This window comes from Albidovulum sp. (assembly GCF_041919395.1).
Taxonomy (GTDB): Bacteria; Pseudomonadota; Alphaproteobacteria; order Rhodobacterales; family Rhodobacteraceae; genus Albidovulum.
This window is the reverse complement of sequence record NZ_JAYRTX010000001.1, coordinates 64,796-77,513: the sequence shown is the minus strand read 5'-3', so window position 1 is coordinate 77,513 and position 12,718 is coordinate 64,796. Positions and strand designations below refer to the sequence as shown.

The window sequence follows — 12,718 nt, the reverse complement described above, 5'->3', positions numbered from 1 at the left end:
CTCCATCGAGCCAGAAAAAAGGCGGTAAACCCGATGAACAAACTCTCCACGATCCTTCTTCTGACAGGCGCGCTGGCGTTGTCGGCCTGCAACAACCCCGACCGCTTCGGTGCAGGCGGGGCCGGCGGGGCCGGCGGCGCGGGCGGTATCAGCGCGGGTGCCCTCGGAGACCCCTCCGACCCGAATTCCATCGCCTATTTCAACCAGACCATCGGCGACACCGTCCGCTTCGCCGTCGATCAGTCGACGCTCACGCCGGAGGCGCAGACGGTCCTCGCCCAGCAGGCGGGCTGGCTGAACCAGCATCCGACCTACACCGCAATCATCGAAGGCCATGCCGACGAGCAGGGGACGCGCGAATACAACATCGCGCTCGGCGACCGTCGTGCCAACGCGGTGAAGGCCTATATGATCTCGCAGGGCGTCGGTGCGACCCGTCTCCAGACGGTGTCCTACGGCAAGGAACGCCCGCTCGCGGTCTGCTCGGACGAGGCCTGCTATGCGCAGAACCGCCGCGCGGTCACGGTGATCGGCGCCGGCGCCGGGGTCTGAGGACGCGATGCGGCACCCCGCCCGGTCCCTTCTCGTGGCGGCCCTCATGGCCGCCACATCGCTGCCCGCGGCTGGCCAGGAGAAGGCGCAGACACTCGCCGACATCCGCACCGAGCTCGCAGCGCTGGCGGGAGAGCTTCAGGCCTTGAAGTCGGAGCTGCTTTCGGGCGGGCAGGCGACGATGCAGGCCGCGGGCGGGGCTTCCGCACTCGACCGCATGAATGCGATGGAGGCGGAATTGTCGCGGCTCACCTCCGCGACCGAGGCGTTGCAGAACCGGGTGAACCGCGTCGTGGCCGACGGGACGAACCGGGTCGGCGATCTCGAATTCCGGCTCTGCGAACTGGAGGAGGGCTGCGATCCTGCAAGCCTTCCCGTCACACAAAGCCTTGGCGGCGAGGCCGGTTCCGCGCCGGCCCCGGCTCCCGTTCCAACCGCCCCCATGCCCGCCACGGGCCCCACGCCAGAGCTTGCCGTCAGCGAACAGGCGGATTTCGATCGGGCGAAGGGGGCGCTCGATTCCGGTGACTTTCGCGGCGCCGCGGACCAGTTTGCGGCCTTCGCGCAATCCTACCCGGGTGGCCCCCTGACGGGGGAGGCGAACTTCCTGCGCGGCGAGGCGCTGACCCGGCAGGGCGACACCGCGGGCGCCGCGCGCGCCTATCTCGACGCCTTCTCGGGTGCGCCCGACGGCCCCCGTGCTCCCGCCGCGCTCCTCAAGCTCGGCGCCGCGCTCGGTCTTCTCGGCCAGGCGCAGGAGGCCTGCGTGACGCTCGGCGAGGTCGGCACCCGCTTCCCCACGGCCCCCGAAGCCGTGGAGGCCACGACCGCGATGCGGTCGCTCGGCTGCCAGTGACCCGGCCCTCGACGGGGGCGGACGGAACGACGGACGACGGGCCTCTGCTGGCCCTTGCCCGTGACGCCTTCGGCCCCCGGCCCACGAATCTGGCAGGTGTCGCGGTCTCGGGCGGCGGCGATTCCATGGCCTTGCTGGATTTGCTGTCACGGGTGCAACGGGACCTGGGTGGCACAGTCCGCGCGGTGACGGTCGATCACGGCCTGCGGCCGGGGTCGGCGGACGAGGCGCGGTGGGTGGCGCGCCACTGCGCGCAGCGCGGAATCGCCCACGACACAGTGGTCTGGCGGCCGGGCGAGGTCCGGGGCAATGTTTCCCAACAGGCGCGGCGCGCGCGCTATGCGCTGATCGTGGACTGGGCGCGCGGGAACGGAGTGGCTCATGTCGCCGTCGGGCACACCGCCGACGACCGGGCCGAGACCTTTCTCATGGAACTTTCCCGCGAGGCCGGCATCGACGGGCTGACGGCGATGCGCAGTTCCTGGCACGCGGAAGGCATCCATTGGGCCCGCCCTCTGCTTTCGGTCGGCCGCGCGACGCTGCGCGCCTACCTGCGGCGTCAGGGCATCGGCTGGATCGACGACCCGACGAACGAGGACGCCCGATTCCAACGGGTGAGGGCGCGGCGGGCGCTGATCGCGCTGGCGCCGCTTGGCATCACGGCCGGGGGCCTGGCGCGGGTCGCCGGGCACCTTGCCGCCGCGCGCGCCGAGCTTGTTTCCCACGCCGTTCGCGCTGCCGACGAGATCGCGACCGAAGACGCAGGCGGGATCGCCTTCGACCGCGCGGGGTGGCGGGACCTCGGCCCGGAGACTGCGCGCCGACTGGTCCGGGGCGCGCTGCGCTGGCTCAACTCGGCCGAACATGCTCCACGCGGGCCGGAGATCGCGCGGCTGGAAAGGGCGATTGCCGAGGGGCGCGACGCGACGCTGGCCGGATGCCACCTGCGCGTGACCGGAACGAGCCTTTGCTTCACGCGCGAGCCGAGGGCGGTATCAGGCGCGGAAACCCCGACCGATACCCTCTGGGACCGCCGCTGGCGGATCGACGGCCCGCACGAGTCGGGGCTCAAGGTCCGGGCGCTCGGGGCAGGGGGGCTGCGCCGGTGTGCGGACTGGCGCACGACGGGCCATTCCCGCGCCGCCCTAGTGGTCACGCCTGCCATCTGGCAGGGCGAGACGCTCGTTGCCGCGCCGCTGGCCGGAATCTGCGGCGACTGGCGGGCGGAAATCGTCGCAGATTTCCGCTCCTTCCTTTTATCGCATTGAACCCCGGCCTCTAATCTCTATTTTAAGGAAAAGCCCGCGCGCCCCAGCGTTGCGGCCATACTTCGTTCGGAGGTCTTCTGTGGGTAACGCGAGAAACATCGCCTTCTGGGTCGTTCTCTTCCTTCTGATCCTGGCGCTGTTCAATCTCTTCGGAAGCGGCCAGACGGCGATGAACGCCCGCTCGATGGCCTATTCCGATTTCGTCCGGAAGGTCGACGCGGGCGAGGTCAGCGCAGTCGTCATTGACGGCGAACAGATACAGATCCAGACCAAGGATGGTCAGACCTTCTTGACGGTCCAGCCGCAGAGCGAACAGATGAACGACAAGCTCGTCGAGACGCTGATCTCGAAGGACGTGTCGGTCAGGGCCGAACGCCAGCAGCAATCGGGCTTCTTCTCGGTCCTGTCGCTGTGGCTGCCGTTCCTCGTCCTCATCGGCATCTGGATCTTCTTCATGAACCGCATGCAGGGCGGCGGGCGCGGCGGGGCGATGGGCTTCGGCAAATCCCGCGCCAAGCTGCTGACCGAAAAGCATGGCCGGGTGACCTTCGATGATGTCGCCGGCATCGACGAGGCCAAGGAAGAGCTGGAGGAGATCGTCGAATTCCTGCGCAACCCGCAGAAATTCTCGCGTCTTGGCGGCAAGATCCCGAAGGGCGCGTTGCTTGTCGGCCCTCCGGGCACCGGCAAGACGCTGCTCGCCCGCGCCATCGCCGGCGAGGCGGGCGTTCCCTTCTTCACCATCTCGGGTTCGGACTTCGTCGAGATGTTCGTCGGCGTCGGTGCCTCCCGCGTGCGCGACATGTTCGAACAGGCGAAGAAGAACGCGCCCTGCATCGTCTTCATCGACGAGATCGACGCCGTGGGCCGGAGCCGCGGCATCGGCTATGGCGGCGGCAACGACGAACGCGAACAGACGCTGAACCAGCTTCTGGTGGAAATGGACGGTTTCGAGGCCAACGAGGGTGTCATCATCGTCGCGGCGACGAACCGGCCCGATGTACTTGACCCCGCGCTCCTGCGCCCCGGTCGTTTCGACCGCCAGGTGCAGGTGCCGAACCCCGACATCAAGGGGCGCGAAAAGATCCTCGGCGTCCATGCCCGCAAGGTGCCGCTCGGCCCCGATGTGGACCTGCGCATCATCGCCCGCGGCACTCCGGGATTTTCCGGCGCCGACCTTGCCAACCTCGTGAACGAGGCCGCGCTTCTGGCCGCGCGGGTGGGCAAGCGCTTCGTCTCGCTCGAGGATTTCGAGAAGGCAAAGGACAAGGTCATGATGGGGCCGGAGCGCCGCAGCATGGTCATGACCGAGGACGAAAAGAAGCTGACCGCCTATCACGAGGCCGGCCACGCCATCGTCGGCATCCATGTCCCGCAGCACGATCCGGTCCACAAGGTCACGATCATCCCGCGCGGCCGCGCGCTTGGCGTAACCTTCTACCTGCCCGAGCGCGACAAGCTCAGCATGACGCGCGAATCCGCGCTGTCGCGGCTTGCTTCCACCATGGGCGGCAAGGCGGCAGAAGAGTTGGTGTTCGGGCCGCAGAATGTGACCAACGGTGCATACAGCGACATCCAGATGGTCACGCGGCTTGCCACGGCGATGGTGAGCCAGTGGGGCATGTCCGACAAGCTCGGCAACATCAATTACACGTCCACCCAGGAAAGCTTCCTCGGCTCGCAGTCGCATTTCAACGCTTCGGACGAAAGCCGCGAGATCATCGACCAGGAGGTTCGCAGGCTGGTGGATGACGCCTATGAGCGGGCGAAGACGATCCTGAAGGAGAACTGGCAGGAGATGGAAAACCTCGCCCAGGGCCTTCTGGAGTTCGAGACGCTCACGGGCGAGGACATGATGCGCGTCATTCGCGGCGAGAAACCGCGCGAGGACGACGAGAGCGGCGGCGGTGCCGAGAAGGCGCCGGAGACGCCGGCCGTTACGTCGATCCCGAAGACCAAGAAGCCCAAGGCCCGGAAGGGCGGCATGGAGCCCGAGCCCTCGGCATGAGCCGGGGCGCGCGGGCTGCCGGCGATGGGGGCGAATGTGGCCAGCGACTGGGACCCGCAGAGTTACGCGCGCTTCGGTGACCTGCGCCTCAGGCCCGCGCTCGACCTGCTTGCACGGGTCGGCGCACTGCCCGAAGGCGATGTGATAGACCTCGGATGCGGCAATGGTGCCGCGGGACCTGCGCTGCGGACGCGATTCGGTCTGGCGCGGCGGGTCGTCGGCCTAGATACTTCGCCGGCGATGCTGGACGCGGCACGAAAGGCCGGCGCCTATGACGCGCTCATCCGCGCCGATGCCGCGGAGTGGACGGCCGAGGGCCCGGTGTCGCTCGTCTTCTCGAATGCGGCGCTGCAATGGCTGCCCCGGCACGATGCGCTTCTGCCGCGCCTGGCCGCTGAGCTTGTCCCCGGTGGGGTGCTCGCCGTCCAGATGCCGCGCCAGTTTGGCGCGCCTTCCCACCGGTTCCTGCGCGACTTCGCGGCCGAGATGTTCCCCGACCGGTTCGATCCGGGCGCGTGGTCGCCACCCGTCGCCCCGCCGGTGGTGTATCACCGGATGCTGTCGAAACTCGGTCGCGTGGACGTCTGGGAAACCGACTATGTGCAGCGGCTCGATCCCGTGGCCAAGGGGCATCCGGTCCGTCGTTTCACCGAGTCCACCGCGATGCGCCCCTATCTCGACCGGCTTACTGCCGCCGAGGCGGCAGAGTACGTGGAGCGCTACGACGCCGCCCTTGGCTCGGCCTACCCGGTGGAGGCGGACGGCGCGGTGCTCTTTCCGTTCCGGCGCGTGTTCTTCACGCTCACGGTCTGAAATCGTGCCGGCGCTGCGCCCCACGGATCATGTGGCGACGGTGCGCTGGCTCGGGCGCGTGCCCGACCGCGCGGCGGGGCTCGCCGCCGTCCCGGTGCCGGCAGTCGAACTTACCTTCGCGGGCATCACCGGCGAAGCGCATTCCGGGCTGACGCGCGCGTCCTGTTCGCGCGTGGCGGCGCAGCATCGCAAGGGCACCGAGATCCGCAACACGCGCCAGATATCCATCCTGTCGGTCGAGGAAATCGCCGCGATCGCGGCCGCCATGTCGGTCAGCGAGTTCGACCCGGCCTGGCTCGGCGCCAGCCTCGTGATCGAGGGGATCGCGGATTTCAGCCATGTGCCGCCGTCCTCGCGGTTGCAGGCAGAGGGCGGGGCGACGCTCGTGGTGGACATGGAGAACCGGGCCTGCATGCTGCCGGCGCCTGTGATCGAGGACGCGCTGCCGGGCAAGGGAAGCCTCTTCCGGGCGGCTGCCAAAGGTCGGCGCGGGGTCACCGCCTGGGTTGAGCGCGAGGGGCGGCTCTGCCTCGGAGAGAGGCTCAGGCTGCATGTCCCGGACCAGCCCGCCTGGGCGCCCGGCTGCGGGCGGGTCAAAGCAGGATCCAGAACGCGGAGCTGAGCGCGAGGCCCAGCGCGAAAGCGGCGTTGACGATGAGTGCGGCAGTCTGCATTGCCCGTCTCCTTCCGGTGTCGTTGCAAGCTGAAAACGCGGGGCAGGCCGTTGAAGTTCCGAGTCGATCTTCGGCAGTCGTGTCGCATCCGAACTGCAGACTGGCGCATATTCCACCGATTTCGTCGCAAACTCGCCTCTTGCCGGTGCCGCGCGAGGCTATAAACCGGGGCAAGCACGCCCGGGGCGGCGGCCTGCATGGAGAGATGCGAGACATGGCATTCAAGACCGACATCGAAATCGCACGCGAAGCGAAGAAGAAGCCGATCCAGGAGATCGGCACCCGACTGGGGATTCCGACGGAGCATCTGCTGCCCTACGGCCACGACAAGGCCAAGGTCAGCCAGGAGTTCATCGCCTCGCTGAAGGGCCGTCCCGACGGCAAGCTGATCCTTGTGACGGCGATCAACCCGACGCCGGCTGGCGAGGGCAAGACGACGACGACGGTGGGCCTCGGCGACGGTCTGAACCGTATCGGCAAGAAGGCCGTGGTCTGCATCCGCGAGGCGAGCCTCGGCCCGAATTTCGGGATGAAGGGCGGCGCTGCGGGCGGCGGCCATGCGCAGGTGGTGCCGATGGAGGAGATGAACCTTCACTTCACCGGCGACTTCCACGCGATCACCTCGGCGCACAACCTCCTCAGCGCGATGATCGACAACCACATCTACTGGGGCAACGAACTCGACATCGACCAGCGCCGTGTGGTGTGGCGCCGGGTGATGGACATGAACGACCGAGCGCTGAGGGACATCGTCGTTAGCCTTGGCGGCGTTGCGAACGGCTTCCCGCGGCAGACCGGTTTCGACATCACGGTGGCCTCCGAGGTCATGGCGATCCTGTGCCTGTCGAAGGACCTGAACGACCTGCAGAAACGTCTGGGCGACATCGTCGTGGCCTATCGCCGGGACAAGTCGCCGGTCTACTGTCGCGACGTCAAGGCAGACGGCGCGATGACCGTCCTCCTGAAGGACGCGATGCAGCCTAACCTCGTGCAGACGCTGGAGAACAACCCCGCCTTCGTCCACGGCGGCCCCTTTGCGAACATCGCCCACGGCTGCAACTCGGTGATCGCCACGACGACGGCGCTGAAACTCGGCGAATATGTCGTGACCGAAGCGGGCTTCGGCGCAGACCTCGGCGCCGAGAAGTTCTTCGACATCAAGTGCCGCAAGGCCGGGTTGAAACCTGCCGCGGCGGTGATCGTCGCCACGGTCCGCGCGATGAAGATGAACGGCGGGGTGGCCAAGGCGGATCTCGGCGCGGAGAATGTGGATGCCGTGAAGAAGGGTTGCCCGAACCTTGGCCGCCACATTGCCAACGTGAAGTCGTTCGGCGTGCCGGTGGTGGTGGCAATCAACCACTTCTACTCCGACACCGACGCCGAGGTCGAGGCTGTGAAGGCCTATGTCGCCGAACAGGGCGCCGAGGCCATCCTCTGCAAGCACTGGGCAAACGGCTCGGCCGGGATCGAGGATCTGGCGAAGAAGGTGGTGAGCCTCGCCGAGAGCGGCAGCGCGAATTTCGCGCCGCTCTATCCCGACGAGATGGGCCTCTTCCAGAAGATCGACACCATCGCCAAGCGCATCTACCACGCTGACGAGGTGATTGCCGACAAGTCGATCCGTGACCAGCTCAAGGCCTGGGAGGCGGCTGGCTATGGACACCTGCCGATCTGCATGGCGAAGACGCAGTACTCATTCTCGACCGACCCGAACCTGCGCGGCGCACCGACGGGACACTCGGTCCCCGTCCGTGAGGTGCGGCTGAGCGCCGGTGCGGGTTTCATCGTGGTGATCTGCGGTGAGATCATGACCATGCCGGGCCTGCCGAAGGTCCCGTCGGCCGAGGTGATCCGGCTGAATGCCGAGGGCGACGTCGAGGGGCTTTTCTGAGTGACAATGGGCGGCCGCAGGGGCATCGAGCCCCCACGGCCGCCCGCATCCCGCGCGGCCCTTCGCGGGCGCGCGGGCCGCGCGGCGGCAGATCGGACGCCCCGGAAGGCATGGGAAGGGAAATGACATGACGGCCACGATCATCGACGGGAAAGCCTTTGCCGCGAAGGTGCGCGGCGAGGTCGCCAAGCACGTCGCGCGGCTGAAGGAAGAGCACGGGATCACGCCGGGACTCGCGGTGGTCCTCGTCGGTGAAGACCCCGCGAGCGAGGTCTATGTCCGGTCGAAGGGCAAGTCCACGGTCGAGGCCGGGATGAACTCCTACGAGCACAAGTTGCCCGCCGACACTTCCGAGGCGGAGCTGCTGGCGCTCATCGGCCGGCTCAATGCCGACCCTGCGGTGAACGGCATCCTCGTGCAACTGCCGCTGCCGAAGCATCTGAACTCCGATCTTGTGATCAACGCCATCGAGCCCGCGAAGGATGTGGACGGGTTCCACATCTCCAACGTCGGCCTCCTCGGCACCGGGCAGAAGGCGATGGTGCCCTGCACGCCCCTGGGCTGCCTCATGATGCTGCGCGACCACCACGGGTCGCTCGCGGGCATGGAGGCCGTGGTCGTCGGGCGGTCGAACATCGTCGGCAAGCCTATGGCGCAACTGCTTCTCGGCGACAGCTGCACGGTGACGATCGCGCACAGCCGCACGAAGGATCTCGGCGCCGTCTGCCGCCGGGCCGACATCCTCGTGGCGGCGGTCGGCCGGCCCGAGATGGTTCCCGGCGACTGGGTCAAGCCCGGCGCCACAGTCATCGACGTCGGCATCAACCGGATCGAGCGCGGAGGCAAGACCGTGCTCGTCGGCGACGTGGACTACGACAGCGCCGTGAAGGTGGCCGGAGCGATCACGCCGGTTCCGGGCGGCGTCGGACCGATGACCATCGCCTGCCTGCTGGCCAACACCGTCACCGCCGCCTGCCGCGCCCACGGGCTGGCCGAGCCCGAGGGCCTGACCGCCTGAGCCCCGGACTACGCGCCCGGTTCGACCGGCAGCATGGTGCCCTGCAGAAGGGCGACTGTCCTGCGCGCCCCCGCGACCTCTGCCTCGACCTCTGCGGTGACGACGGTCAGGCGACGCCCGGCCTTCGCCACGCGCCCCGTTGCGATCAGCCGTTCGCCCGACGCGGGTGCGATGAGGTTGATCTTCATCTCGACGGTCAGCACCTCCGCCGGAAGCGGCATCAGCGTGAGCGCGGCATATCCCGCCGCGCTGTCGCCCAGCGCAAAGGTCAGGCCGGCATGGCCGAACCCGTGCTGCTGGCAGGCCAGATCGAGGATCGGTGCTGCGATCACGACCCGTCCGGGGGCGACCTCGGCAAGTGCCGCGCCGAAGGTCGCCATCAGGCTCTGCCGGGCGAAACTGTCCCGGATCTTCGCCGCGATGGCCGCATCGACCGTTTCGATCATTGCCCGTTCCGCCCCCTTGGCATCGGCATCGGCCGGGCCGTCCGGCCGGTGAGGATGGCGAGAGCGCCTGACCCCATCAGGCCGCAAATCGCGGCGTCTCCGGCGGAAAGCCCGCCCGTGTAGGTCCCGTAGGCCGGCAGGATCGCCCGCTGCCGGTCGACAAGAAAGCAGGGTATGCCGCGCCCGGCAATCCTGACCTTGGGATGGAAATGCCCCGAGACCTCGCCCGGCGCCCCCCGAACCGAGCCCCCCCGAACCGAGCCCCCCCGAACCGAGGCCCCCCGAACCGCCGCATGCCGGAAGACGAGCGGCCCCAGCGCCAGCTCCGCCCGGAGCTCTCCTGCGAACGTGACCGGGCCGGGATCGTGGTTCCCCGCGATCCAGATCCAGCGCCGCCCCGCCATCATCCGCGCGAGCCAGAGTGCCGCCCTCTCGTCGAGTGCGGCCGCCTCGGCATCGTCGAAACTGTCGCCGAGGCAGATCACCGTCCGGGGTCGGCACGCGGCGATGTCGGCGTCGAGCCGCGCCAGCGTGTCCTCGACCTCGTAGGGCGGCAGAAGCGCGCCCGCGCGGCGGGCATAGCGCTCCGACCGGCCGAGATGCAGGTCCGATACGGCAAGGCAGCCCTCGGCGGCCCAGAAGAGCGCCCCGGTGGGCAGGGCCGAAAGCCGTGCCCCTGCCAGATCGAAGTCATAGCCGTTCATGGCTTGTTCCTGCCGTGCGGCAAGGCAAAACGCAACTCCCCTTTCCGCCGTCAGCCAAGCCCCGCCTCGGCCATGAGGCGCGCCGCCGTCTCCTCCACCAGCCGCTCTCGTGCGGCCCCTTCCACGGGAACCCGCCCGTGTTCGAGGAAGAGGGGGGCCGCGAGCGGTGTCACGCGCGCAAGCCTCAGGTGGTCGACGCGGCCCCCGACACGCGTGAGCAACTCCTCGATCCGCGCAAAGCTGACGAGCCCCCGCATCGCCTCCTCGCGCGTGACCTGCAGGAGAAGGTGATCGGGATCGAAGCGCCGCAGTGTGTCGTAGAGGATGTCCGACGAAAAGGTGGCCTGCCTGCCGGATTTCCGCGCACCGGCATGGTTGCGCTGGATGAGTCCGGCGACGATGGCGACGTTGCGGAAGGTGCGCTTCATCACGGCATTGCCCGCAAGCCAGCCCTCGAGCCCTTGGCGCAGCCGCGCGCGGTCGAAGAGCGCGGCCGGATCAGGCACCTCGTCGAGCCCCCAGATCAGCGTCGCGTAATCCGTTGAGACGAAGCCGAGGGGATGCAGCCCTTCATCCTCCATCCGCTTGGTCAGGAGCAGGCCGAGCGTCTGCTGCGCGGCACGGCCCATGAAGCCGTAGGCGCAGAGATGGGCGCGGCCCTCGGCCGGAAAGGTCTCGACCAGCAGACGGTCGGGGACGGGCAGGCGCGAGACCTCGCGCTGAAGCGAAAGCCACTCCGCCGTTGCGCGCGGCAGGTCCGGCCAAGCGTCCTGCCCGAGCATCCGGAGGATGCGTTCGGAAAGCTGGGTGGAGGTGGAGAACTTGGTGCCCGAGTAGACGGCAATCTTCGGCTCCCGTCCCGGCGCGGGTGCCACCTCCAGCGCCATCTCGCGCAGTCCCACGTAGCGCACGACCTGCCCGCCGATGAGGAATGTCTCGCCGGGCGTGAGAGTGGAGGCGAAGCTTTCCTCCACCTCGCCAAGCGGCGCCCCCCCAAGCCGGTTCTGCCAGCGCACCTTCACCATCTCGGCGTCGGTGATCGTGCCGAGGTTCATCCGGATGTCGCGCGCGGCGCGGGGGTCGCGAAGCGTCCAGTGCCCGTCCCTGAGAATCAGCCGCTGCCAGCGGTCATAGGCCTTCAGCGCGTACCCGCCGGTGGCGCAGAAGTCGAGGCAGGCATCGAACTCCGTCCGGGTGAGGGCAGCATAGGGGCCGGCGTCCGTAACCTCGGCGAAAAGCGCATCGGCCTCGAACGGGCCGGAACAGGCGGCGATCAGGATGTGCTGGCAGAGCACGTCGCGCGGCCCCGGACCGCGCGGATCGCCGTCGAGGTCGTGGTCCCGCACCGCCTCCAGCGCGGCCTGGCATTCAACGACCTCCCAGCGGTTCGCGGGCACCAGAAGCGCCTTCGAGGGTGCGTTGTAACGGTGGTTGGCCCGGCCGATCCGCTGGACGAGCCGCTTCACGTTCTTCGGCGCGCCGACCTGGATCACGAGGTCCACGTCGCCCCAGTCGATGCCGAGGTCGAGCGAGCCGGTGCAGACCACCGCGCGCAGATCGCCCCGGACCATCGCGGCCTCCACCTTCTCGCGCGCCTCCCGCGCGAGCGAGCCGTGGTGGATCGCGATCGGCAGCATCTCCTCGTTTGCCATCCAGAGGTCACGGAAGAAGAGCTCCGCTTGCGCCCTGGTGTTGTGGAAGATGAGCGTGATGCGGTGGCGGCGCACCTCAGCCAGTACTTCGGGGATGGCGTAGCGCCCGCCGCCGCCGGCCCAGGGTGGCGGCGCTTCGGTCGCCAGCATGGCGATATCGGGATCCGGGCCGGGGTCGGCATGGACGATTGCGCAGGGATCGGGATGGCGGGCCAGAAAGCGGGCGATGGCGGCGGGGTCCTCCACCGTCGCCGACAGGCCCACCCGGCGCAAACCCGGCGCGAGCCGGTTGAGCCGGGCGAGGCACAGCATGAGCTGGTCGCCGCGCTTCGACTCCGCGAGCGCATGGACCTCGTCGACGATGACGCGCGAGAGGCCCGCGAAGATGCGCGGCGCATCCTCGTAGCTGAGCAGAAGCGCGAGGCTTTCAGGCGTGGTGATGAGGATGTGCGGCGGGTCCGCGCGCTGACGTCGGCGGCGCGTGTAGGTAGTGTCGCCGGTGCGATCCTCGATCCGGACCGGAAGGCCCATCTCCTCGACCGGCCGGGTGAGGTTGCGGCGGATGTCGGCGGCGAGCGCCTTCAGGGGCGAGATGTAGAGCGTGTGAAGTCCCGGCCGGTTGCCGGCGGCGAGTTCCACGAGCGAGGGCAGGAACCCCGCGAGCGTCTTGCCGCCGCCGGTCGGCGCGACGAGAAGGAGGGACGGAGCGTCGGCGCGGTCGAGCAGCGCCTGCTGGTGGGGATGGACCTGCCAGCCGCGGGTTGCGAACCAGTCGTGAAACGGGGCGGGCAGGGGGCACATGGCCCCAATCTATGCCCGCGCCGGACGCTTGCAAG

General features: G+C 68.7%; 11 protein-coding genes. 8 read left to right on the top strand and 3 right to left on the bottom strand.

Features of this window, described 5'->3' with window-relative positions; translation table 11 throughout:
• Positions 1 to 33: 33 nt before the first annotated feature.
• From pal to folD, 8 genes are all read left to right on the top strand, one after another.
• The gene (pal, locus tag ACMUOO_RS00395; protein WP_301919326.1) at positions 34 to 552 is read left to right on the top strand and encodes a peptidoglycan-associated lipoprotein Pal; all 519 of its coding nucleotides are present in this window, start codon (positions 34 to 36) and stop codon (positions 550 to 552) included.
• Positions 553 to 559: 7 nt separating this feature from the next.
• A complete protein-coding gene (gene ybgF / locus ACMUOO_RS00390) occupies positions 560 to 1,408 on the top strand; it encodes a tol-pal system protein YbgF (RefSeq protein WP_301919325.1) in 849 nt (282 codons plus the stop codon).
• Positions 1,405 to 2,676: a tRNA lysidine(34) synthetase TilS gene (gene tilS / locus ACMUOO_RS00385; protein ID WP_301919324.1), complete on the top strand. Its 1,272-nt coding sequence runs from the start codon at positions 1,405 to 1,407 to the stop codon at positions 2,674 to 2,676. The genes ybgF and tilS overlap by 4 nt, the downstream gene beginning before the upstream one ends.
• Before the next feature lie 79 nt (positions 2,677 to 2,755).
• The gene (ftsH, locus tag ACMUOO_RS00380; RefSeq protein ID WP_301919323.1) at positions 2,756 to 4,684 is read left to right on the top strand and encodes an ATP-dependent zinc metalloprotease FtsH; all 1,929 of its coding nucleotides are present in this window, start codon (positions 2,756 to 2,758) and stop codon (positions 4,682 to 4,684) included.
• A 36-nt stretch (positions 4,685 to 4,720) separates the two neighbouring features.
• Complete coding sequence (locus ACMUOO_RS00375; protein WP_301919322.1) at positions 4,721 to 5,497, top strand: methyltransferase domain-containing protein; 777 nt, start codon at positions 4,721 to 4,723, stop codon at positions 5,495 to 5,497.
• Between the two features lie 4 nt (positions 5,498 to 5,501).
• Positions 5,502 to 6,119: an MOSC domain-containing protein gene (locus ACMUOO_RS00370; RefSeq protein WP_301919321.1), complete on the top strand. Its 618-nt coding sequence runs from the start codon at positions 5,502 to 5,504 to the stop codon at positions 6,117 to 6,119.
• Positions 6,120 to 6,385: 266 nt separating this feature from the next.
• The gene (locus tag ACMUOO_RS00365; protein ID WP_301919320.1) at positions 6,386 to 8,062 is read left to right on the top strand and encodes a formate--tetrahydrofolate ligase; all 1,677 of its coding nucleotides are present in this window, start codon (positions 6,386 to 6,388) and stop codon (positions 8,060 to 8,062) included.
• Positions 8,063 to 8,189: 127 nt separating this feature from the next.
• Entirely contained in the window at positions 8,190 to 9,080 is an 891-nt protein-coding gene (gene folD, locus ACMUOO_RS00360) for a bifunctional methylenetetrahydrofolate dehydrogenase/methenyltetrahydrofolate cyclohydrolase FolD (protein WP_301919319.1), read from the top strand.
• Positions 9,081 to 9,088: 8 nt separating this feature from the next.
• Here the strand turns inward: folD and ACMUOO_RS00355 are convergent, their stop codons facing one another.
• Genes ACMUOO_RS00355 through ACMUOO_RS00345 form a run of 3 tightly spaced genes read right to left on the bottom strand, consistent with a single transcriptional unit; the run spans position 9,089 to position 12,683 of the window.
• Positions 9,089 to 9,526: a PaaI family thioesterase gene (locus tag ACMUOO_RS00355; protein ID WP_301919318.1), complete on the bottom strand. Its 438-nt coding sequence runs from the start codon at positions 9,524 to 9,526 to the stop codon at positions 9,089 to 9,091.
• Positions 9,523 to 10,230 (bottom strand): ligase-associated DNA damage response endonuclease PdeM, encoded by a 708-nt coding sequence (gene pdeM, locus ACMUOO_RS00350; protein WP_301919317.1) that lies wholly within the window; start codon positions 10,228 to 10,230, stop codon positions 9,523 to 9,525. Before pdeM ends, ACMUOO_RS00355 begins: the two co-directional genes overlap by 4 nt.
• A gap of 50 nt (positions 10,231 to 10,280) precedes the next feature.
• Complete coding sequence (locus ACMUOO_RS00345) at positions 10,281 to 12,683, bottom strand: ligase-associated DNA damage response DEXH box helicase (protein ID WP_413854657.1); 2,403 nt, start codon at positions 12,681 to 12,683, stop codon at positions 10,281 to 10,283.
• Between the last annotated feature and the right edge of the window lie 35 nt (positions 12,684 to 12,718).

Coding starts and splice junctions, on each gene's coding strand:
- pal (WP_301919326.1), top strand. CDS start 34: ATGAACAAACTCTCCACGATCCTTCTTCTGACAGGCGCGCTGGCGTTG.
- ybgF (WP_301919325.1), top strand. CDS start 560: ATGCGGCACCCCGCCCGGTCCCTTCTCGTGGCGGCCCTCATGGCCGCC.
- ACMUOO_RS00365 (WP_301919320.1), top strand. CDS start 6,386: ATGGCATTCAAGACCGACATCGAAATCGCACGCGAAGCGAAGAAGAAG.
- folD (WP_301919319.1), top strand. CDS start 8,190: ATGACGGCCACGATCATCGACGGGAAAGCCTTTGCCGCGAAGGTGCGC.
- ACMUOO_RS00355 (WP_301919318.1), bottom strand. CDS start 9,526: ATGATCGAAACGGTCGATGCGGCCATCGCGGCGAAGATCCGGGACAGT.
- pdeM (WP_301919317.1), bottom strand. CDS start 10,230: ATGAACGGCTATGACTTCGATCTGGCAGGGGCACGGCTTTCGGCCCTG.
- ACMUOO_RS00345 (WP_413854657.1), bottom strand. CDS start 12,683: ATGTGCCCCCTGCCCGCCCCGTTTCACGACTGGTTCGCAACCCGCGGC.